The organism is Micromonospora sp. BQ32 (assembly GCF_059358895.1).
On sequence record NZ_JCADBI010000017.1, the window covers coordinates 102685 to 124742 of the forward strand.

Here is a 22058-nt window from a genome sequence, read left to right on the forward strand (position 1 = left end):
AGCGCAAACGCTGTCACCGCCGGCTCACCGGCACAAAGCTGCCCGATACCGGCCACCAGTCGCCGGCTCAGCACGATTCGCTGTGGTGGTGGACACGAATCCGCTGCTATGCCTGCACTTTCCGATATCGCGACGTAGCGTCGAGGGCTGCCCCAGGGCGGGTCCGCATGCCGCACACCTGGTTGACGCTGACCCGCGAGGTGAAGATGGTGCACGCCCGGTGACCGTGACGACTGATCTACGGCTGGGCACGCTTCCGCCGGTGGAAACCGCACCGGCAGCACCGGCGGTGTTCCGTTCCTCCTCGGCCCCGACCCGCCGCACACTCGTCGACATTCTCGACGAGACCGTACGCGCACACCCCGGGGCCTCGGCTCTCGACAACGGTGCCGCCGCGCTGACGTACCGCGAGCTGGCCAACGAGGTCGAGGCCGTCCGGACGTCGCTCGCCAGCCACGGGATCGGCGTCGGCGACCGGGTGGGCGTCCGGATCTCATCCGGTACGGCCGAGCTGTACCTGGCGATCCTCGGTGTGCTCGCGGCGGGCGCGGCCTACGTACCGGTCGATGCGGACGATCCCGAGGAACGCGCCGAGCTCGTCTTCGGCGAGGCGGGCGTCGTCGCGGTGCTCGGTGACGGGCTGACGGTGTCGCTCCGCCGTCCCCCCGGGGGTCAGGGAGGCCGACCCGGCCCGGACGACGACGCCTGGATCATCTTCACCTCTGGCTCGACGGGGACCCCGAAGGGTGTGGCGGTGAGCCATGGCGCGGCGGCGGCTTTCGTGGACGCCGAGGCGCAACTGTTCCTGGTCGGCGAAGCGAGCGAGGCGATCGGCCCGCAGGACCGGGTCCTGGCCGGGCTGTCGGTGGCCTTCGACGCGTCGTGCGAGGAGATGTGGCTGGCGTGGCGGCACGGCGCCAGTCTGGTACCGGCGGCGCGGTCGCTCGTCCGCAGCGGCGTCGACCTCGGACCGTGGCTGGCCGAACAGCGCATCTCCGTGGTCTCGACCGTGCCGACGCTCGCCGCCCTGTGGCCGGTCGAGGCATTGGACGGGGTCCGGCTGCTGATCTTCGGTGGGGAGGCCTGCCCACCGGAGCTCGCGCAGCGCCTGGCGGTCGCCGGCCGCGAGGTCTGGAACACCTACGGGCCGACCGAGGCCACCGTGGTCGCCTGCGCCGCGCGGATGACCGGCGACGGACCGGTACGCATCGGACTGCCGCTGGCCGGGTGGGAACTCGCGGTCGTCGACGGATCCGGCGCCCCGGTCGGGATGGGCCAGACCGGCGAGTTGGTGATCGGCGGGGTGGGCCTGGCCCGCTACCTGGACCCGGAGAAGGACGCCGAGAAGTTCGCGATGTTGCCGGCGCTCGGCTGGCAGCGGGCCTACCGCAGCGGGGACATCGTCCGCGCGGAGCCCGAGGGGCTTGTCTTCGTGGGCCGCGGCGACGAACAGGTCAAGCTCGGCGGACGTCGGATCGAGCTGGGTGAGATCGACGCCGGGCTGCAGGCGCTTCCGGGAGTCGCCGGTGCCGCCGCCGCGGTGCGGCGGACCGCCGCGGGTAACCAACTGCTGGTGGGTTACGTGGTCCCGCACGACGGCGTCCCGTTCGACGCCGCGGCGGCGGCGCTACGGATCCGTGCGCAACTGCCCGCCGCGCTCGTGCCGCTGCTGGCCGTGGTCGACGCGCTGCCCACCCGGACGTCCGGCAAGGTCGACCGGGCGGCGCTGCCCTGGCCGCTGGCCGGCGCGCCGGAGACCACGGGTGAGCTGACCCCGACCGAGGACTGGCTGGCCGGTGGCTGGGCGGAAATCCTGGGCGTACGTCCCACCGAGGCGGACGCGGACTTCTTCACCCACGGCGGCGGCAGCCTGAACGCGGCGCAACTGGTGGCGTGGATCCGACGCCGGCACCCGCGGGTCTCGGTGGCCGACATCTACCTGCACCCGAGGCTGTCGGAGCTGGCGGCCGTCCTCGACGCGTTCGACGGCACGGTGGCAGCTCGCCGGGAGGTCACGCCGACGCCCCGACGCACCGGGGTGATCCAGGCCGTGCTGATGGTGCCGATGCTCGCGCTGGTCGGGCTCCGCTGGTTGACCGTCCTGGCCGCCCTCGGCAACGTCCTCACCCTGCTCACGCCGGCACCCTGGGCGCCGACCGTGTCCTGGTGGTGGGTGGCGCTGGGTTGGGCGCTGCTGTTCAGCCCGCCGGGGCGGATCGCCCTGGCCGCCGGAGGAGCACGGCTGCTGCTTCGCGGGGTACGCCCCGGCAGCTACCCACGCGGTGGTGGCGTGCACCTGCGGCTGTGGGCCGCCGAACGCCTCGCCGAACTGACCGGTGCCACCAGCGTGGCCGGCGCATCCTGGATGATCACCTACGCCAGGGCGCTCGGCGCCCAGCTCGGTGCCGACGTCGACCTGCACTCCGCGCCGCCGGTCACCGGCCTGTTGAAGCTCGGTCGCGGCGTGGCCATCGAGCCGGAGGTCGATCTGGCTGGCCACTGGGTGGACGGCGACGTCGTCCGCATCGGCAAGGTACGCGTCGGCGCGGGGGCCCGGGTCGGGTCCCGCAGCACCCTGATGCCCGGCGCACGGGTCGGCAAGGGCGCGCGCATCGCCGCCGGCTCGACCGTGACCGGCACCGTACCGGCGAACCAGCTCTGGGCGGGCTCACCGGCCGCCCCCGCCGCCAAGGACTCGGCCGGGTGGCCCGAGCAGCGTCCCCCGCGATCGCGGATGGGGGCTCGCCTCTGGCCGATGACGTACGCGATGACCGCCCAGTTGCTGGGGCTGGTCCCGGTCGTCGCCGCCCTGCCGTCGCTCGCCCTGCTCGGCTGGACGCTCACGGCCCGACCGACGGTCGGCGCGGTCCTGGCCGCCGTCGCGGTGGCGACCATCGCCTACGTCGTGGGTTACGCGCTGCTGGTGCTCGGGGCCGTCCGGGCGCTCAGCATCGGCCTGCGCGCCGGCTACCACCCCGTGCAGGGGCGGGTGGCGTGGCAGATCTGGACGACCGAACGCCTGATGGGCATGGCGCGGGTCGGGCTGTTCCCGCTTTACGCCAGCCTCTTCACGCCGGTGTGGTTGCGGCTGCTGGGCGCCAAGGTGGGACGCGGGGTGGAGGCCTCCACGGTGCTCGCCCTGCCCACGATGACCACGGTTGCCGACGGGGCTTTCCTGGCCGACGACACCATGGTCGCAACGTACGAGCTGAGCCACGGGTGGCTGCGCGTCGCTCCGGCGCGCATCGGCAAGCAGGCATTCCTCGGCAACTCGGGAATGGCGGCACCCGGCCGATCGGTGCCCAAGCGTGGGCTCGTCGGCGTGCTGTCGTCGGCGCCGCGGAAGGCGAAGAAGGACTCGTCGTGGCTCGGCGCGCCGCCGATGCCCCTGCGCCGCACCGTGGAAGCCGCGGACACCAGCCGCACCTTCGACCCTCCGCTTCGGCTGAAGCTGGCCCGGGCCGCGATCGAGCTGTGCCGGATCGTCCCGGTGATGTTCGCCGCCGCCTTGGCGGTCGGTGTCCTGGCCGCACTCGCGTTCGTCTGGCGAACCGCCGGGTACGCAGCGGCCGCGCTCGCGTCCGGGCCGGTGCTGCTGGGTGCGGCGCTCGCGGCCGCCGCCATCGCGACGGCTGCCAAGTGGCTGCTGGTCGGGCGGTTCCGGGTCACCGAGCGGGCGCTGTGGACCTCCTTCGTATGGCGCAACGAGCTCGCCGACACGTTCGTCGAGGTCCTCGCCGCGCCGTGGCTGGTCCGCTTCGCGACCGGCACGCCGCTACTCGCGGCGTGGCTGCGCACGCTCGGCGCGAAGATCGGCCGGGGCGTCTGGCTGGAGACCTACTGGCTGCCCGAGTACGACCTGGTGCGGCTGGGCGATGGCGCGACGGTGAACCGCGGTTGTGTGGTGCAGACCCACCTGTTCCATGATCGTGTCATGAGCATGGACACGGTGGAGTTGGGCGCGGGCGCCGCCCTGGGCCCGCACGGCATCATTCTGCCGGGCGCGAGCATCGGCGCGCGGACCACCGTCGGGCCCGGTTCGCTGGTGACCCGCGGCGACGCCGTGCCCTGCGACAGCCAGTGGTTGGGCAACCCGATCGCGAACTGGCCCGCATCGACCGCGCGGCGCGCGTGAGTCCGAACGCGTCGGCGTCGCGCGGTGCCACACCCGGCGCCGAGCGCTCGGGCGACTCGTACCTACCCGAGCACGGCAACGGCGGCTACCGGGTCCTGCACTACGACCTCGACCTCGACTACCGGGTGGTGTCCAACCGGCTCGCCGGCCGGGCCGACATCACCGCGGTAGCCACGCAGTCGCTGTCGCGGTTCACCCTCGATTTCAGCCGGCTCCGCGTCCAGGACGTCCGCGTCGACGGGCGCCCGGCGAAGTACGTCCACCGGTCGGACAAGCTACAGATCAAGACCGAGCAGCCGATCGGCGCCGGGGACACCTTCCGGGTGGAGATCCGGTACGCGGGCAAGCCGGTGCCCATCTCCGGCCGGTGGGGTGAGCTCGGGTGGGAGGAACTCACCGACGGCGTGCTCGTGGCCAGCCAGCCGAACGGGTCTCCGTCGTGGTTTCCGTGTGATGACCAGCCCGCTGCCAAGGCCACCTTCCGGGTGGCGGTCACGACCTCCTCCCCGTACACCGTGCTGGTGACCGGTGATCCGGTGCTTCAGCGGCGGGGCGCGGGCAGCACGACCTGGGTGTACGAACGGCGCGAGCCCACCTCGCCGTACCTGATGAGCGTGCAGATCGGACGCTACGAGGTGGTGGGCCTGGCTGTCGGTGAGGTGGTGCAGCGCGCAGCCATCCCGCGTGCGCTGCGCAGGAACGTCGCCCACGACTTCGGCCGGCACGGCGAGATGATGTCGGCGCTGCAGCGGCTCTTCGGGCCGTACCCCTTCCGGGAGTACGTCGTCGTGGTCGCCGACGACGACCTCGACGATCCCGTCGAGGCGCAGGGCATGGCCGTCTTCGGCCGGAATCACGTCGACGGACGACGCACGCACGAGCGGCTTGTCGTGCATGAGCTGGCCCACCAGTGGTTTGGCAACAGCCTCACAGTGGCGGACTGGCGGCACATCTGGCTCAACGAGGGCTTCGCCACGTACGCCGAGTGGCTGTGGTCCGGCGTCTGCGGCGACCTGCCCACGGACGCCGTGGCCGCGCAGTGGTACGCGTGGATCGCGGATCGCCCACGGGACGTCATCGTCGCGGATCCCGGCGTCGACCGGATGTTCGACCCGCTGGTCTACAAGCGTGGCGCGCTCACGGTGCACGCGCTGCGGAAGACGGTCGGCGAGGAGCCGTTCTTCGCGCTCCTGCGAGCCTGGGTCACCGAGAACCAGCACGCGACGGTGACGACCGAGCAGTTCCGGCTGCACGCCCAGCGCTTCGCCCGCGAGCCCCTGGGCGGCCTCTTCGCCGCCTGGCTCGACAACCCGGCGCTGCCCCCGCTACCGCGCTGACCACCTTCACCTACCGCCGGAGACATCCAGACGGGCTCAGTCGAGTACCGCCTCGCCACCCGGGTAGGCGAACGACGCGCGCGGCGAGTAAAAGCCCCAGACGACTTCCAGCGGATCGGCCGGACGCAGCGCGAACACCGGGTGGTTAGGTTCGAGGAACTCCAACGACTCGACCTCGAACGGGTCGACCGGCTCCGCCACGAACGGGTAGTTGCCGCTGTGCAGCCTGCCGTCGAGCCGGGTGAGGTAACGCAGCTGACCCCGGTTGACGGCGTCGCTGGTGCGCCCGACGCGGGCCGTCGTCCTGATCACGGGTACGCCGTCCGCCTCGGTGATGGCGATCAGCCGGTGCCCGCGTACCTCGATGGTGGTCCTTCCCGGGGTCGCCGGCACGCCCCGGGCGGCGGCGTACGCCCGGACGACCGGGCTGGAGTTGACGTAGTGCGTCCACCAGCGGCCGGGCGTGACACCGTCGGGAGCGTCGACCCCGGAGAGGTCCGGGCCGATGTACGTCAGGGAGTAGGCGCCGAAGCCGGAGGTCTGCCCGGCGTCGTCGACGACGTACTGGTTCATGAAGACCTGGTGGTTCGGTGCCGGCTCGAGCCCGTCGGGCACCAGGGCGGCCACCGCGTCGGGGTCGGCCGGCAGCCAACCGAAGTAGATCATTCTGCTGTTCACGACGAGCTGCGGAGCGACGATTTCGGTCACGAGGGTCCTTCCGGTGGGCATCGGTCCGTAGTCGCGACGCTACGGAGCGGCCCGCCGCCCGGACAACGACGGATTGCCGACACGCAACCCGTCGTTGTCCAGCTCGGGAAGGCGACCCTGAACCGGTCGTTACGTCGGAACGACCGTCAGACGGTGGTGCGTGACCACTGCTGGTTGGCGCCGGTGTTGCACGAGTACTGCTTGAGGACCACCCCGTCTGCGGTCGACGCGGCCGGTACGTCCACGCACTTGTTGCTGTGTCGTGCCCGGAGCTGGAAGTAGCCGCCGTTGGTGACCAGCTGGAACTGCTGGTTGGTGCCGGTACCGCAGGTGTACTGGACGAGCTCGGCACCGTCGGCGGTCGATGCGCTCACCACGTCGAGGCACTTCCCGCTGTTTCGGCTGACGATGCGCCAGTAGCCGCTGCCGGCGTCCTGGAACTGCCACTGCTGCCACGCACCACCGCTGTACGTGTACTGGCCGACGCGCGCGCCGTTGTCGGTGTTCGGTGACTGGACGTCCATGGCCTTGCCGCTGTGCCGCACGTTGATTCGGTAGAACGTTCCGGTCGACGGCGGGGGCGTCGTCGGGTCGCCGCCGACGGTGTCGCCCCACGCGTACCGGATCCGGTCCGCGCCGGAGGTGTTGCGGACGGTCAGGTTGAGGTCGGTGCCGCTGCCGCTGAGGGCGAACATCGAGTACCAGTCGTAGCCGATGGTGCCGGTCTTGCCGCCGAGGGCGGGCCAGTAGGTGCCACCCATCTGGTTGTCCCGCATCACCTGGGCCATCGCGCGGATGTAGCGCACGAAGTTGTCGGTGCTGCCCGCGTCGGCGTAGTTGCGGCCGTCGTTCATGGGTGCGCCGAACTCGGTGGCGACCGCGCGGGAGGCGCAGTTGCCGAGGCGGGCCTGGATGTGGCTGCGGAAGGCGTCGTAGGTCATCGCGCCGTAGAAGAAGGCGTAGTAGTGGAAGGACAGCAGCGTCGAGTTGAAGCGGCTGTCGTTGCAGATGTCGCGCAGGTCCTGGCTGAAGCCGGTGCCGCCGATCAGCACCCGGCCGGGCACCGCCGAGTAGTGGTAGCTGAGCCAGTTCGCCGCGACGGTGCGCCACTCCGCCGAGCTGTAGCCGTGCGGCTCGTTCATCGGTTCGAAGTAGACGTTGGTGTTCGTGCCGTACGTGTTGGTCACGGTGGACCACATCGCGTTCCATGCGGCGAGGTTCGTGATTCTGCCGCCGGAGGCGGCGCCGTCCTCCCAGTAGGCGAGGATGACCTTGAAGCCGCGGGCGGTGGCGGCGTCGATGGCGCCTCGGTACGCCTCCCACCAGGCCGTCCCCACCGTGTGGGTGTTGATGGGCAGCCGGATGGTGTTGACCCCCATGGTGGACGCCATGTCGTCGTAGAGCGCGTTGGCCTTGGCCCGCACCGTCGCGTTGCTGTCGGACATGCTCAGGCCCTGCACGACGAGCGGACTGGTCTTGAAGTTGTCACCCAACATGGCCCAGTTCATGCCTCGGAACTGGTTGGTGGCGGCGGTGGCCGGCGACGACGCGACGGCGACGATGCCAACCATCGCCGTCAACGCGGCCATCAGGGCGGAGAGCACCCGTCGATGTAGTGCCACAGTCGGAACTCCTTAGACAGGGACCAGGCTCAGCTGGTCACGCGGAAGGTGGCGTCGGCCCGGCTCTGCGCATCGGGGACCGGGTCGAGCCGGAGCAGGTAGGCGTAGTGCCGGAGGTAGCGGTCCGGGTGGCTGTAGGACTGGAACGACGTCCACGAGGAGTTGGCGAGGCCGGCGACCTGCCGAAAGGTGGCGTCGGCGGCGAAGGTGGCGGACCCGTCGTTGGCTTCCAGCCGGAGGTCGAACCCGTAGTGGCGCAGGTAGTGGCCCGGATAGTTGACCGACTGGATGGAGACGGTGCCGGAGCCGACCAGGCCGGGCACCACCCGCCACTGGCCATCCTGGGCGGGGCTGACGTTCGGGTCGATGCGGACGTCGTAGTCGTAGTGCCGCACGTACCGGTCCTGGAAGTTGTACGACTGGATCCGGTTGACCGCGGTGGCGGGCCAGCGGGCGAGCACCCGGTTCTGTTCGGCTGCGGTCAGGTTGAGGATCGAACCGTGCCGCTTCTTGGTGCCACCCATCGCGTACGAGCCGGACGCCGGGAGTCGGTAGCTGCCCGGGCTCGCCGGGTCGGTGGTCAGGACCGGCAGGTAGCCGCGTCCGCTGGAGTACTGGTCGAGGTAGAGCACCCATTCGTTGCGGGTGTTCATCTTCATCCACATCGGGCCTTCGACCTGCGCGCCGGTCAGCCCGATGCCGGACAGGTTCCCGAGGGTGGTCCAGGTGCCGAGGAGCGAGTTGCTGCCCTCGAGGGTGATCTGGGCGTCGCGGGAGGCCCGGACGTAGCGGTAGGCGCCGACGCCGGAGGGCACCTCGACGATCTGGGTGTCGATGATCTCCTGGTTGCCGGACCGGCTGACGTAGATCTGCGGGGTGGTGATGCTGCGGAAGTCCGTCGTGCGCGCGTAGTAGATGCGGTGCTTGGCCGCACCGTTGAGTGGGACGTTCGTCGCCCAGTAGAGGACGTAGTCACCGGTGGCCGGGTTCCAGATCGCCTCCGGAGCCCAGGCGTTGCGTCCGTCCGGAATCGCCCCGGCGACGTTCAGCAGCCACGGCGCCGACCAGTTGACCAGGTCGGTGGACTCCCACACGACGAGGTTGCGGCTGCCGTTGTTGATCGCGGTCGACCAGTCCTGGCCGCAGCCGATGCACAGATCGGTGGCGATGATCCAGTACCGGTCGCCGGCCGGTGAGCGAACCAGGGCGGGGTCACGGACGCCGCGGGTGCCGACGGTGGACCGCAGCACGAGCCCGCCGTTGTTGAGGTCCGTCCAGCGCAGGCCGTCGGTGCTGTGGGCGAGGTAGATCTGCTGGTCGGTCGAGGACTCGCCGGTGAAGTGCGCCATCAGGTAGCCGACGGTCGGGTCGAGCGCGGCCGCCTCCTTCGGTGTCGCCGCCGACCAGGTGGTGAACAGCAGGCACGCGGCGACCGCAACCGCACCGAGCCGGGCGAGGACTCTCGACATGTGTCTCTCTCCTTCGCGCAGGGGTTTACCGGACAGCTAGAGGGTCGGTACGACGGGGCGGATGGTGCCGTCGGTGTTGAACTCCATCCGGTCGATGGCGGTTTCACGGTTGGTGCCGTTGCCGGCCGGAACCGCGAACCGGTGGTAGGCGATGTACCAGGTGTCGTTGCCGGGTGCCCGGACCACGGAGTGGTGACCGGTGCCTTTGATGCCGACGTCGAGCCGCTTCTGCAGCACCACGCCGCGCCTGGTCCACGGCCCGAGGGGTGAGGATCCGGTGGCGTAGGCGACCCGGTAGTCCTCGCTGCGCGTGTCGTTCTCGGACCACATGAAGTAGTAGAGACCGTTGCGCTTGAAGACGAACGGCGCCTCGTTGTAGCCCGACGGCGTGATGACCCGCGCCTGCGCGGTGTCGAAGGAGACCATGTCGGAGTTCAACCGCACCGCCCGCGCGACGCCCTGCCCCCAGTACAGGTAGGACTGCCCGTCGTCGTCGGTGAACACCATCGGGTCGATCGTCTGCCCGCCGGAGAACTGGTCGCTGCGGATGAGCGGTCGGCCCAGCGCGTCGCGGAACGGCCCGGTGGGGCTGTCGGCCACCGCGACGCCGAGGTGTTTGGCCGTGTTGCCGCTGGCCGCGCCGCCGCTGAAGTACAGGTAGTAGCGGCCGTTGGCGCTGGCCACCGCGGGCGCCCAGGCCGAGTTGTCCGCCCAGGACACGTCCGGACCGTGGTCGAGGATCACGCCGTGGTCGGTCCAGGTGACCAGGTCGGTGGAAGAGAACGCCTTGTAGTAGGTGCCGGACCAGCTCGCGTAGCCGTCGGTGGTCGGGTACAGGTAGTAGCGGCCATTGATCATGGTGAGGTGCGGGTCGGCGAACAGGCCCGGGATCACCGGGCCCTTGGTGGCCCTGGGCGCCCAGGGCGCGACGAGGCGGAAGGCGCTGTCCGCCCGGAACACGGCCGTGTCCTGGTAGGCGTCGAGCCAGAGGGCGAAGTCGCGGTGCCGGATCCGCCGGTTCGGGTAGTTGTACGAGGCGAGCGCCACCGATCCGCTGACCGAGCCGTCCACGGCACAGAAGGTGGCGTCGGCCCGGAACGCCGCGTCGCCGGTGTTCGGGTCGACCCGGAGCCGGTAGTCGCGGTGCCGCAGGAACATGCCGGCCTTGGTCTGGAACGAGTAGCAGGTCGGCGACGCCAGACCGTTGGCCACGGTGAAGGTGGCATCCAGCTTGGTCTGGTTGGCGCTGCTGGAGGTGACCGGGTCAAGCTGACCGAGATAGTCGATGTGCCGTACGTACCGTCCGGCCTGGTTGACCGCCTCCAACGAGACGGCGCCGGTCGGCAGCGTGGCGGCATGCGCCGGCCCGTCGGTCACCACCACGACAGCCGCGGCGGCCACGGTGCAGAGCACGAGGAGGGGACGTAGACGCCTGGTCGATGCTCCGGACAGCGGTGCCGCTGCCGTACGTCGTGGAACCACGGTCCCGCCCCCTCGGAGAGATCATCTATGTTAGCGTTAACAACAGCAGGCTGGGACCGGGCTCAGACTTGGCGACGGGTGACGCGCCCGCACGGGCTATCTCGCACGCGTCACGCCACTACAGGCACAATGTGTTCGGCTCGTTAAGCTCGCGTTGCGAAACAGTGTTAGCGATCGCATCGACACGTGTCAAGGGATCCATCGACTGCCTGGCGGTGTCGCCAGCATGATGGCGAGTGTGCGTCACCGGCGTTCCGCGTACCCCGCATTCCGACCGCGGCGACGTGCTCGCGGCCGTCGCGACGCCAGGCGCGCCCACGGCGCTGTGACATATTGCCCACGTCCGGCGGCCATCGAATCCGACGGCCGATACCTACAGTCGGACCATGAGCACCGACGACGGCGTGCGGGTCTGGCTCCGCCGGCATGGAGCCGAGCAGATCGCCCATCCCGGAGGCAACCTGTACGCCCACCTCTGTCGAGTCAGCGAACGACTCGCCGTGCTCGGCTGCAACCGTGACGTGCAGGCCGCGGGCCTCACCCACGCCGTCTACGGCACCGACGGGTTCGACCTCACCCTGCTCGATCGGGGCGAACGTACCGTGCTGCGGGATCTCGTTGGCGCCGACGCCGAGGAACTCGTCTATCTGTACGGCGCCTGCGACCGCGGACGCACCTGGCGAGAGCTGGCAAGGACCGGCGAGGTGTTCGATCGCTTCGCACGTCAGGTGCGAACGCCCGACGAGACCCAACTTCGGTCGCTCGTGGACCTGAGCATCGTCAACGAACTGGACGTCATCGAGCACGACCCTGTGGTGGCGGACCGGCACGGGGCATACTTCCGGGAGTTGTTCGCCTCGTGGGCCCCGATCGCCTCGGAGCAGGTCATCAGCGATGCGCAGCGGTCTTGCGGCCGTGACACCTTTGCCTGAGCCAGGTCCCACGCCGAAGATCAGTCGGTGCCCAGCGACCAGGCGACCCCCGACTTCTCGATCAAGCCCACCCTCACTGGTGAGCGGGTGATCCTGCGTCCCTTCGTCGACGACGACCTAAACACTTTCCGGGCGGCGGTGGCCGACCCCGAGGTGGCCCGGCTGACCGGCAGCCCGGCCGACGGCGTTCCCGACGAGGAGCGGATGCGTTCCTGGTACGGCAGCCGCAACGCGCAGACCGACCGACTCGACCTGGCGGTCGTGGACCGCGCCACCGGGGCCTGCGTCGGCGAGGTCGTCCTCAACGACTGGGACCCCGCCAACCGGAACTGCAACTTCCGCACCCTCCTCGCCGCCGCCGGCCGCGACCGCGGCCTGGGCACCGAGGCGGTACGTCTGGTCGTCGACCACGGTATCGAGAGGCTCGACCTGCACCGCATCTCGCTGGAGGTGTTCGCCTTCAACCCCCGGGCCCGCCGGGTGTACGAGAAGGTCGGCTTCGTCGCCGAGAGTGTGCTGCGGCAGGTCCTGCGCGACGGCGACGACTGGGTCGACGCCACAGTGATGTCGATCCTCGCGCCTGAATGGGCGGCGCATCGGGGACATCCCGAGCGCCGAGGCGCGTAGCTGACGAAAGCCGCAGGCGTCAGCTCTGGATGGAGAACGTGGCGACGACACCGTTGTGGTCGGACCTGGTGGCACCGACGATGTCGTAATCGGTCATCCACATCAGCTGATACTCGGGCAGCCGCTTCCAGAAATAGACGTAGTCGATGTGCCGGTTGCCGTGCGTTCCGGTGCCCTTCTCGCCGTACAGGTTGTAGTTGGAGCGCAGATTCGGCAGCTCGTTGGCCTCGAAGACCTGCCACGGGAACTTCGCGTACCGGTAGCTCCGGTCGGCGCTGAAGTCGACGTTCAGGTCACCGCTCACGATGACCTGACCCTCGTCCTGCTTGTCGACCGCCAGTTCCTTGAGGCCCTGGAACTGCGCCTCGGCGCACCTGGTCCGCGGCAGGTCTTCGGGTCGACCCGCGGTTTCGATGCTGGCCACCGCGTGGGCGTTGATGTGGGTGACGTTGCGGCCACTGGCCTTGTGCCGGTACTTGACCCAGTTGTTGTACCGCGCGGGCGGCACCTCGCCCGGGCCGTTGGTGTCACAGACGAAAACCGAACCCTTGTCGAGCACGTCGAACATGCTCTTCTTGGCGATCAACGCTTCGCCAGCCTGGTTGGTCCCGCCCGGCGCGTACAACCACCAGCCGTTGTCGGCGGCCCAGTTCTCCAGGAACGCCTTGCGGGCACCGACCTCGTTGAGACCGACGAGGTCCGCCTTGGACGCGATCAGGTTCAGGTCGTGCGCGAAGTCGGCCTGGCTCAGCCCGTAGTAGATGTTCAGCGTGGCCGCCTTGAAGCCCACGGTCGCGGCGGCTGCCGGGACCGCCGGCAGCAGGGCCGCCACCAGCGCGACCGCGCCCGCGAGAGCGCCCAGGGCGCGGGCCGACCAGTCCGTTGTCCTGCGCATCGTTTTCCCTCCGCACGAACCGCCGTCGGTGGCGGCCAACGCACACTATCGATTCGAGTCGACGCGACGCCGAACATCCGGTGACGAAGCATCAACAGACCTGGGTCGACCGGTGCGGGGGATTACCATTCCGCCATGGACGACACCACCCGCGGCGTACGGATCAGACGCGGCGGCCCGGCCGACGCGCCGGCCGTACTGGACATGCTCGACTCCGCGGTGGTCTGGATGAACGAGCGCGGCAACACCGAGCAGTGGGGTACGACGCCGTTCTCTGCAACGCCCGCACGGGTTGAACAGGTCGATCGGTATCTGACCGAGAACCTCCCGTACATCGCGGAAGTGGATGGGACGCCGGCCGCGGCCCTGGTGTTGGACTCCGGGCCCGATCCGCGGGTACCGATCGCGGCTGCGGAAGAACCCGAACGGTACGTCCGCCTCCTGATCTCCGACCGACGAGTCGCCGGTCGGAAACTCGGGTCGGCCCTGTTGGCACACGCCGTGGAGGAAACCCGGCGCGCCGGCGTGCGGTTGCTACGGGTCGACTGCTGGGCCGGCGGCGGAGGCGAGCTGGTGGCGTTCTACGAACGCCACGGGTTCACTCCCACCGAAACCTTCCTGGCCGGATCCTGGCCGGGGCAGGTGCTGGCCCAACGGGTCGATTGAGCCGCACGACCGGCAGGATCTCACCGAGCGGCTGCGGCTGGCCGGGTTCTCGCCGGAAAACGAGGCAACAGTCGAGCGATGGCTGTCGTACTTGTGTGTGAGGCTTCGGGGCATGGCGACTTTCGTTCTGATCCACGGCGGCGGGGGCAGCGCCTGGGACTGGCATCTCCTTGTCCCCGAGCTGACCAGCCGCGGCCACGACGTGGTCGTACCGGAACTGCCGATCGAGGACAGCTCCGCGGGGTTCGCCCAGTTCTGCCAGACGGTCGTCGACGCGATCGGCGACCGGAGCGACCTCGTGGTCGTCGGACACTCCTACGGTGCGTTCACCGCGCCGCTCATTGCCGACAAGCTGCCGGTGCGGCTGCTCGTCCTGCTCACTCCGATGGTCCCCAGGCCCGGTGAGAGACCCGGTGACTGGTGGGCCGACACCGGCTACCGCAGCGCCGAAGGGCTCAGCGAGGAGCAGCAGTTCTACAACGGTGTCCCGGCCGAGATCGTCGCGGAGGCAGCGGCACACAGCCGGGACCAGGTCAGCGCGGAGGGAAACGAGCCGTGGCCCCTGGACGCCTGGCCAGACGTGCCGACGACGGTGCTCATCGCACGCGAGGACCGGTTCTTCCCGGCGGACTTCCAGCGCCGGGTGACCGCCGATCGACTCGGCGTCGCCCCGGACGAGATGGACGGCGGCCACTCGGTGCCGCTCAGCCACCCGAAGCAGCTCGCCGACCGCCTCACCGCGTACCCGCTGCACTGACGGCGGGGCCAGGGCCGTCACGCCGCCGGCGACGAGGCTACCCGCTGGTGGATTCCAGCTGATCGAAGGCCATGCTCCACCAGGACTTCGGGTCGGCGAACGCGGACGAGTCGACGGCCATCAGGTCGGCGCGGATCGCGGCGGCGCGGGCGGCGCGGGCCCGCCCGCCCGGATCTGTCGCGATGAGCTGCCCGAGCCGGTAGAGGAACTCGACAAACGCGGCGAAGGTCGCGTTGACCGCCTCGAAGTTGGGGGTCTCCAGGTCCAGCAGCACGACGGCGCCGGTCAGCGCGTCGAGGCAGAAGAGCAGCTGTGGGTCCTCGGGTGAGCTGCCGAGGACGATGTGGATGCGCGGGCTGGCCTCGCCGATCTCGATCTTCAGCTTGGAGAACAACTCCATGCCGGAGACGTCGACGTCGACCGTGAACAGGATCGGCACGTCGACCGGGATGGCCCCGAACGGCGGGAAGACCTCCGGTGTCAGTGGGCCGAGGACGTCGTCGAACCGGTCGACCGGGAAATAGATCATCCCATCGGCGCCCCAGAGCGCCGTGAGTTCCTCATGTGTCGCGGTCAATCGTCCGTCTCCTCGTCCTCGTCGTCGGGCGTGGTCAGGCCGTGCTCGTCGAGGAAGCCCCACCACTCGTCGTCGTCGAAGCCGACCTCGCCGTACCCGGCGCCGAAGACGTAGTAGGCGAGGAACGAGTCGAGGTCCGGCGCGACGTCGAGGAACAGCTCACGGGCGAACCACTCGTCGGTGGTCTCCGCCGGGAAGTACCAGACCGCGCCGGTGTCACGTCGGATCAGCAGCGGCTCGTCGTTGAGCGTGCCGATGATTAGCCATTCGGCGGCCTCGTCGGCGACGCCGGTGAACTCGGGCATCTGCTCGATGTAGTACTGAATGTCGTCGATGTCCGTGACTGCGGGCAGGTCGATCGCGCCGGCCAGGATGCCGTTGGCGGTTTCCAGCAGCTCGCGGACCGGCTGTGGCAGCTCGGCGGGGATCGTGTCGGCCGGAGCGCCCTCGTTGATCTGGGCCCAGGCCAGCGTCGCGGGCTGGTCCGCCTCCAGGTCGGTACGCAGCTCCGCGATGAGCTCCCGCAAGTCGGGATTCAATCCACTACCTCTATTCGGATCGGTGTGCCATCGGGCAGGTTCTTGATCTGTTGCCAGATTTGCCCGCCGACATCCCAGTTTGTTCTGCCGTGCAGGAGCTTCAGATTACTAACGTCGTCGGCGCCGCCGAGTTGCAGCTCCCACACATGGTCGGGCTGCTGCTGACGGAGTCGGGCAGCGAGGGCGTTCGCCATCTTCTTGTCGTGGGGCCAGTACTTGTCGAAGATCTTCTGCCGGATGCGCTTCTTGTAGTCGGCCGTGATCTTCTTGTCCCGGCCGACCGGGTTCGCCTGCTTGAACAGCTTGCCCTCGTCGCTGAGCTTCTTCAGCGCGTTCATCTTGCGGTCGAACTGGCCACGGGCGTGGAACGACCTGCGCTGCACCTTGATCGTGACCTCGGGCAGGTCGTTGTTGCGCACCACCGGCTTGGCGGCGGCTTTCTTCACCGCCGCGCGGATGCCCTTGCCAACCTTCGGCTTGCCCGCTCCGCCGCGTTTCTTCGAGCTCTTCGGTGCCCTGCTAGGCATCGAGGAGCTCCTGGATCACCTGGTCGATCAGCAGGCCGACGATTTCCCGCGTGATCATCTGGAAGATCGGGATCTCGGCCAGCGACGCGCCGAACGTGACGACGGCGGTGGCGATCGCCTGTGCCACCGCGAAGGCGAGGATCGCCAGCTGCACGATCACTTGGATCTTCAGCGCGAGCACGATCGCGGCGGCGATGATCAGCCCGGTGCCGATCAGCATCGCGGCCTGGGAGTAGTCCGGCAGCGTTCCGGGGCCGCTCTCCGGCTTGGACCACCATTTCTGGAACGCCTGCACCGATTCGCCCTGGTGCTGCGACCAGATCGCCGCCGCGGCCGAACCGGCCTCCCCGGAGGCGTCGGCGACCGTGCCGGAGAAGTCCAGCCATGCCTGGCCCATCTCGAACAGCTTTTCCTCGTCGGCCTCGGGCCAGGTGTAGCCGATCCAGCCCAGTGCCGTGATCAGCTCACCCGGCAGTTGCAGTCCCATGCCGTCACCCCAGCATTCCCTGAATGTCCCGCAGCGCGCCCTCGGCGGCTTCCTCGACCAGCTCGAAGTTGTCGGCCATCTGGGTCAGGGCGCTACCGGCTGAGCCGATCTCTTCGGCCGCCACGCCGATGCAGTCCAGGACCCAGGTGGATGCCTCCGTGTACGCGATGCCGATGAGTGAGCCGATGTCGTCGGCGCCCCACGGCTCGCCGTACCCCTGCATCTGCGCCTCGAAGCTCTCCAGCTGCCCGATGAAGCGTTCGGCGGCGCCGATGACCTCATCGCCGCCGGAACGCAGCAACGCGGGCTCGACCTCGAAGCCGTTCATCGGGTACCTCCTCGGGCCATCCGCTCCTGCGCGTCCGTGAGCGCCTGCAGGAACGCGCCGAGCCGCGGCACGGCCGTGTCACGAACCTGCTCCAGCTGCTCGGTGAGCTGCGAAAGGTCGCCGGGGGCCACCGCCGGGCCGCCGCCGCGCATCGAGTCGATCGCCGCGTTCACGGCTGCGATCACGTGGTCGCAGACCTCAGCCGAGCTGAGCCGCATCATTCGCGGATCCAACGTCAGCGACTCCAGCCGGCCATCAGCGCCGAACTCGGCACGGACCTGCCCCTCGGCGGACTCACCGACCCGGCGCAGACGGGCGGCCTCCTCGTCCTCCGGCGCAGTGTTGGTGGCGCGCAACGCGCCAACAGTCGCGTCCAGCATGCGAGCGAACTCTCCACTCGCCGGCTCATTCACCGACATGCGCCCTCCATCGATCGCGTCCGAGACAGTGGAAAGCGTAGTCAGATCCGGCAAACAGTGTGGACCCGCGAGCAGACACCCCATCGAACATCGTCGACGGCTGTGACCCGTCGACGGAGAGGTAACGCAACGAGGGTACGCCCGGCGCCAGGTTGATCCCGCCACCCCGAGCGTTCGTACCGTCAGGCGGTCGCCAGTCGGACCATGAACTGGCAGCCGTCGGGAGTGTTGCGCACCTCGACCCGACCGCCGTGCGCCTCCACCAGGCCATGAACGATGGCCAGGCCGAGCCCTCCGGACGCCCCACCGTCACCGGGCCCGGGCGTGCGGGCCGGCTCGCCGCGGAACGCGATGTCGAACAGCCGGGGAAGGTCGGCCGGGGGGATGCCGCCACAGGTGTCGGCGACCGACAGCCAGGCGTGGTCCTCCTCCCGGCCGGCTTCGATGCGTACGGTGCCGTCGGCCGGGGTGTAGCGGACCGCGTTGAGCAGCAGGTTGGCCACGACCCGGGCCAGCTCCGGTTCACTCGCGGCAACCGTCGGCCACCCCGACTCGCTGGCAATCAGCGTGATCCGGCGAGCGTCGGCCAGCGGGGTGGCGCTGGCCAGCGCGTCCGAGACCACCTCTCCGAGCGGCACCGCCGTCAACGACAATCGCAGCGCTCCCGCGTTGATCCGGGACAGCTCGAACAGGTCGTCGACGAGTCGGGTCATCCGGTCGGTCTCCAGCCGGATCCGTCGGTGGTACTCGTCGACCGTGTCCGGATCGCGAACCACCCGGTCCTCCAGCGCCTCCGCCATGGCCCGCAGCCCGGCGAGCGGGGTCCGCAGGTCGTGGGAGACCCAGGCGACCAGGTCACGCCGACCCTTCTCCAGTTGCCGTTCCCGCTCCCGGGCCTGGTCGCGCCAGACCGCGGCGCGGGCCAGTCGCCGGCCGAAGTGCCCGCCGACGACGAGGCTGACCACCGCCGCCGCCGCGACGGTGATCAGGACCACCTCAAGGTCGTGTGCGGAGAGGAACATCGCTTCCGCGACCGCCATCACCCCGACCACGACGGCGACCACCGTGGTGGTGAGCAGCACGCTGAGGTGCACGGTGATCGAGCTGCGTCGAAGGGCGCGGAGCAGCACCGCGCCGGCGAGCCCGATGCCGAGTGCCGCGCCGAGCGCGATCGCGAAGATCAGTAGGACGTCACGCATTGGCCGGCTCGTAGCGGTAGCCGACGCCCCAGACGGTCACGATCCGCTGCGGATCGGCCGGGTTGGTCTCGATCTTCTCCCGCAGCCGGCGTACGTGCACGGTCACGGTCGAGTGGTCCCCGAAGTTCCAGCCCCACACCTGCTCAAGGAGTTCGGCCCGGCCGAACACCCGGGACGGGTGTCGCATGAGGTGGACGAGGAGGTCGAATTCGCGCAGCGTCAGCGCCAGATCGGCATCGGCGAGGCGGGCGGTTCGGGAGGTGGTGTGCACCACCAGCTTGCCGTCGGTGAGCGCCTCCGGCCGCCCGGGTGGGGTCCCAACGCCGGCGCGACGGAGCACCGAACGGACCCGCAGCACCAGTTCCCGGGGGGAGAAGGGTTTGGTCAGGTAGTCGTCCGCGCCCAGTTGCAGCCCGAGGATCCGGTCGGACTCGTCACCGCGCGCGGTGAGCATGACGATCGGTACGCCGTCCGGCCGCACCCGCAGCGCCCGGCACACCTCCAGGCCGCTGATCCGGGGCAGCATCAGGTCGAGCACGACCAGGTGTGGCGCCTGCCGCTCCACCGCCGCCAGCGCCGCCGCGCCGTCCGCCGCGAGGCTCACCTGGAAGCCGTCGTTCTCGAGGTAGCGACGAATGACGTCGCTGACGGTTTGATCGTCGTCGACCACCAGCACGCGCTGTGTCACGAACCGTCCCCGTTCCGACCGGTCAACGTCTCCCCTCGGATGTCCATCGGCCCAGCGTAGCCACGCACCGTGGTCCGCCCATCCCGGCAAACCTTGCGAGGTTCTTACGGCTGCCCGCGGAAACCCGGGCGGGCGGACGCGAGGTCATACGGTGACCGGAATGCGGATACTTGTCACCGGTGCGGCCGGGTTCATCGGCTCGCACGTCGCCGACCTGCTCACCGAAGACGGGCACGAGGTGGTGGCCGTGGACGCGCTCCTGCCCGAGGCGCACGGTGCGACAGCACCGTCCTGGGCCGAGCGGCACGATCTGGTGGTCGGCGACGTACGCGACAGCGAGTTGCTGACCCGACTTCTGGCCGGGGTCGACGCGGTCTGCCATCAGGCGGCCATGGTCGGCCATGGCATCGACCCGGCCGACGCTCCCCGGTACGCCGCTCACAACGACCTCGGCACGGCCACCGTCCTCGCGGCGATGCACGCCACCGGGGTACGCCGACTGGTGCTGGCCAGCTCGATGGTGGTCTACGGCGAGGGCCGCTACCACTGCCCCACCCACGGGATCGTCCGGCCCGCCGGCCGCCGGGCCGTCGACCTGGCCGAGGGCCAGTACGAGCAGACCTGCCCTCGCTGTGACCAGCTACTCTCCCCCGGTCTCGTGCCCGAGGACGCGCCGCTGGAGCCGCGCAGCACGTACGCCGCCACCAAGCTGGCCCAGGAACACCTCGCCGGCGCCTGGGCCCGGCAGACCGGCGGATCGGTCTGGGCCCTGCGGTACCACAACGTCTACGGTCCGCGAATGCCCCGCGACACCCCCTATTCGGGCGTCGCGTCGATCTTCCGGTCGGCCCTGGCCGCCGGGCGACCGCCCCGGGTGCTGGAGGACGGCCGGCAACGGCGCGACTTCGTGCACGTGACCGACGTGGCCACGGCCAACCTGCTGGCCCTCACGACACCGGCACCGGATCCCCTGACCCCGGTCAACGTCTGCTCGGGCGAACCGCACACCGTCGGCGAGTTGGCCCACGAGCTGGCGTCGGCGATGGGCGGGCCAGCGCCGGTCACGGTCGGGGGCGGGCGGGCGGCGGACGTACGGCACGTCGTGGCCGATCCGGCGCGCGCCGCCCGGCTGCTGGGTTTCACCGCCCGAATCGGCTTCGCCGCTGGCATCACCGACTTCACCACCGCGGTGATGCGGGATCCGGCAGCGGTCACGACACCGTCCACAGTAGGTGGTTGACGGCGAGAGCCGTGGCGGCCTGAGCGGCCAGCCACCACCGTCGGTGGCCGTTGGGCAGGTGCGCGGTGGCGACCAGCAGCCAGACGGCGAACGGTAGCCAGATCCGCTCCACCTCGGCCTTGCTGAGCCCGGACAGGTCCGCCGCGAGCACCGCCACCGTCGCCGCGATGGGCAACCACACCGTGGGTCCGGCGCTGGCTATCCGCTGCCGGAGGGCCACCGCGCGCGGTGGCTGCGGTGCTCGGATCGGCAGGGCGGTCACCGCCCGCCGCAGCGCCGGCCCGACCACCGGGCCGGCCGAGAGCAGCAGCGCGGCGAGATTCGCCCAGATCCAGTAACCGTACGGACGTTCGGCCGCCCAACCCTGGTAGTAACGACGTGCCACCAGGTGGTAGCCGTCCAGCCACCAGAAGCCGGCGAGGGTGAACACGGCGACGACGGCCGCGACCGCCGTCGCCGCGACCAGGAGCACACCGAGGCGGTCCCGCGCCCGGAGCAACACCACGGTCAACGCGAGCAACCCGACCAGGACGAACCCGTACGACAGGTAGAGCGCGAAGCCGAGCAGCAACCCGCCCAGTGCGGACCCTGGTCGGCCACCCGCTGCCAGCAGCGCCAGCCCGGCCGCGACCACCGCGGCGAAGATCCCGTCCGCGGACGCGCCCACCCAGACCGCCCCCGGCAGGAGCACCAGGAACGGCCACACCGCCCGGGCCGCGTCCTCGGCGCCGAGCGCCCGCAACGCCACCGGAACCGACACCGAGACGGTGGCGCCGAGCAGCACACAGGCGAGCCCGGCGGCAGTCCCGCCGCCCAGGCCGACCCGCTCCAACCAGACGAAGAACAGCAACGCTCCCGGTGGGTGAGCGGCGGCGTGGGTGGACCACGAATCGGGCTGGAAGTCGAGGATCCGGTCGGCGAAGCCGGACAGCATGACGCCGACGTCCGTTACCCGGGGCACCTCGTGCAGGTACTCGGCCTGCACGGTGAGCCGCTCGGTCAACCCCGCGGACCAACCGTCCACCAGGGCCAGCGACAGCGTCCAGAGCACCGAGGCGAGATAGCCGACCGCCAGCAGCCGCGGCCACGGTGTGTCGCTTCCCCAGCGCGTGCCCCGCCAGACGAACAGCGCCGCGACGAGCAGCGCGACGGGGGTGCCGGGCCCCAGATGGGGCTGCCAGGAGGCGTAGAGCGGCGCCGCGTCAGCATGAAGCCGCACACCCCGCTGGTTGAGCAGCGCGCCGACGGCGACGGCAACGGCGAGCAGGGCCACCTCGGCGCCGAGGACGATCAGGTCGGCGGACCGGGGGCGTCCCGGCCGGGTCATCTTGGTCATGGTGACGGCCGACGCTACGACCTCCGACCAGGGATTCGACGGCCGGACGGTAAGACGTCAGGGAGTCGTAAGATCCGTTGCCGTGTAA

21 protein-coding genes are annotated in these 22058 nt (G+C 70.0%); 7 read left to right on the plus strand and 14 right to left on the minus strand.

Features of this window, described 5'->3' with window-relative positions; all coding sequences use genetic code 11:
• Positions 1–226 precede the first annotated feature (226 nt).
• Both AC5L30_RS26960 and AC5L30_RS26965 read left to right on the plus strand, forming a co-directional pair.
• A complete protein-coding gene (locus AC5L30_RS26960; protein WP_494870573.1) occupies positions 227–4135 on the plus strand; it encodes a Pls/PosA family non-ribosomal peptide synthetase in 3909 nt (1302 codons plus the stop codon).
• Positions 4132–5472, plus strand: a complete 1341-nt coding sequence (locus tag AC5L30_RS26965; RefSeq protein WP_494870500.1) for a M1 family metallopeptidase — start codon at positions 4132–4134, stop codon at positions 5470–5472. The genes AC5L30_RS26960 and AC5L30_RS26965 overlap by 4 nt, the downstream gene beginning before the upstream one ends.
• Before the next feature lie 36 nt (positions 5473–5508).
• Here AC5L30_RS26965 and AC5L30_RS26970 read toward each other — a convergent pair whose 3' ends face one another.
• The 4 genes from AC5L30_RS26970 to AC5L30_RS26985 form a co-directional block, all read right to left on the minus strand.
• Positions 5509–6180, minus strand: coding sequence for a hypothetical protein (locus tag AC5L30_RS26970; RefSeq protein WP_494870501.1), 672 nt, complete (start codon positions 6178–6180; stop codon positions 5509–5511).
• A 146-nt stretch (positions 6181–6326) separates the two neighbouring features.
• Positions 6327–7802, minus strand: a complete 1476-nt coding sequence (locus AC5L30_RS26975; protein ID WP_494870503.1) for an RICIN domain-containing protein — start codon at positions 7800–7802, stop codon at positions 6327–6329.
• Positions 7803–7831: 29 nt separating this feature from the next.
• Positions 7832–9271, minus strand: a complete 1440-nt coding sequence (locus tag AC5L30_RS26980; RefSeq protein WP_494870505.1) for a glycoside hydrolase family 43 protein — start codon at positions 9269–9271, stop codon at positions 7832–7834.
• 36 nt (positions 9272–9307) lie between these two features.
• Positions 9308–10684, minus strand: a complete 1377-nt coding sequence (locus AC5L30_RS26985) for a family 43 glycosylhydrolase (RefSeq protein ID WP_494870507.1) — start codon at positions 10682–10684, stop codon at positions 9308–9310.
• A gap of 455 nt (positions 10685–11139) precedes the next feature.
• On the opposite strand from AC5L30_RS26985, the gene AC5L30_RS26990 reads away from it, so the two are divergent.
• Together AC5L30_RS26990 and AC5L30_RS26995 are read left to right on the plus strand one after the other, a co-directional pair.
• On the plus strand, positions 11140–11685 hold the full coding sequence (locus tag AC5L30_RS26990; RefSeq protein WP_494870509.1) for a DUF6817 domain-containing protein: 546 nt from the start codon (positions 11140–11142) through the stop codon (positions 11683–11685).
• Positions 11686–11712: 27 nt separating this feature from the next.
• Positions 11713–12312 (plus strand): GNAT family N-acetyltransferase, encoded by a 600-nt coding sequence (locus AC5L30_RS26995; RefSeq protein ID WP_494870511.1) that lies wholly within the window; start codon positions 11713–11715, stop codon positions 12310–12312.
• A gap of 19 nt (positions 12313–12331) precedes the next feature.
• On the opposite strand, the gene AC5L30_RS27000 is transcribed toward AC5L30_RS26995, so the two are convergent.
• On the minus strand, positions 12332–13207 hold the full coding sequence (locus AC5L30_RS27000; protein ID WP_494870512.1) for an endonuclease/exonuclease/phosphatase family protein: 876 nt from the start codon (positions 13205–13207) through the stop codon (positions 12332–12334).
• 135 nt (positions 13208–13342) lie between these two features.
• Between AC5L30_RS27000 and AC5L30_RS27005 the strand changes: the two genes are divergently transcribed.
• A complete protein-coding gene (locus tag AC5L30_RS27005) occupies positions 13343–13873 on the plus strand; it encodes a GNAT family N-acetyltransferase (protein WP_494870513.1) in 531 nt (176 codons plus the stop codon).
• A gap of 112 nt (positions 13874–13985) precedes the next feature.
• The gene (locus AC5L30_RS27010; protein ID WP_494870515.1) at positions 13986–14630 is read left to right on the plus strand and encodes an alpha/beta fold hydrolase; all 645 of its coding nucleotides are present in this window, start codon (positions 13986–13988) and stop codon (positions 14628–14630) included.
• A gap of 37 nt (positions 14631–14667) precedes the next feature.
• Here the strand turns inward: AC5L30_RS27010 and AC5L30_RS27015 are convergent, their stop codons facing one another.
• The 8 genes from AC5L30_RS27015 to AC5L30_RS27050 form a co-directional block, all read right to left on the minus strand.
• Positions 14668–15207, minus strand: coding sequence for an SUKH-4 family immunity protein (locus AC5L30_RS27015; protein ID WP_494870516.1), 540 nt, complete (start codon positions 15205–15207; stop codon positions 14668–14670).
• Positions 15204–15734 carry an SUKH-4 family immunity protein gene (locus tag AC5L30_RS27020; protein WP_494870517.1) on the minus strand — a complete coding sequence of 177 codons (531 nt, stop codon included), beginning with the start codon at positions 15732–15734 and terminating at the stop codon, positions 15204–15206. Before AC5L30_RS27020 ends, AC5L30_RS27015 begins: the two co-directional genes overlap by 4 nt.
• An 8-nt stretch (positions 15735–15742) precedes the next feature.
• Positions 15743–16273: an endonuclease gene (locus AC5L30_RS27025; protein ID WP_494870519.1), complete on the minus strand. Its 531-nt coding sequence runs from the start codon at positions 16271–16273 to the stop codon at positions 15743–15745.
• Entirely contained in the window at positions 16266–16760 is a 495-nt protein-coding gene (locus AC5L30_RS27030) for a WXG100-like domain-containing protein (protein ID WP_494870520.1), read from the minus strand. Before AC5L30_RS27030 ends, AC5L30_RS27025 begins: the two co-directional genes overlap by 8 nt.
• 4 nt (positions 16761–16764) lie before the next feature.
• Positions 16765–17088 (minus strand): hypothetical protein, encoded by a 324-nt coding sequence (locus AC5L30_RS27035; protein ID WP_494870522.1) that lies wholly within the window; start codon positions 17086–17088, stop codon positions 16765–16767.
• Positions 17085–17507, minus strand: a complete 423-nt coding sequence (locus tag AC5L30_RS27040) for a YbaB/EbfC family nucleoid-associated protein (protein ID WP_494870524.1) — start codon at positions 17505–17507, stop codon at positions 17085–17087. Before AC5L30_RS27040 ends, AC5L30_RS27035 begins: the two co-directional genes overlap by 4 nt.
• Positions 17508–17689: 182 nt before the next feature.
• On the minus strand, positions 17690–18706 hold the full coding sequence (locus AC5L30_RS27045; RefSeq protein ID WP_494870526.1) for a sensor histidine kinase: 1017 nt from the start codon (positions 18704–18706) through the stop codon (positions 17690–17692).
• Positions 18699–19394: a response regulator transcription factor gene (locus AC5L30_RS27050; protein ID WP_494870528.1), complete on the minus strand. Its 696-nt coding sequence runs from the start codon at positions 19392–19394 to the stop codon at positions 18699–18701. The genes AC5L30_RS27045 and AC5L30_RS27050 overlap by 8 nt, the downstream gene beginning before the upstream one ends.
• A 160-nt stretch (positions 19395–19554) precedes the next feature.
• Here AC5L30_RS27050 and AC5L30_RS27055 point away from each other — a divergent pair, with 160 nt between their 5' ends.
• Entirely contained in the window at positions 19555–20634 is a 1080-nt protein-coding gene (locus AC5L30_RS27055; RefSeq protein ID WP_494870529.1) for an NAD-dependent epimerase/dehydratase family protein, read from the plus strand.
• On the opposite strand, the gene AC5L30_RS27060 is transcribed toward AC5L30_RS27055, so the two are convergent.
• Positions 20606–21970 (minus strand): hypothetical protein, encoded by a 1365-nt coding sequence (locus tag AC5L30_RS27060; RefSeq protein ID WP_494870531.1) that lies wholly within the window; start codon positions 21968–21970, stop codon positions 20606–20608. The two genes, AC5L30_RS27055 and AC5L30_RS27060, sit on opposite strands and share 29 nt — an antisense overlap.
• Between the last annotated feature and the right edge of the window lie 88 nt (positions 21971–22058).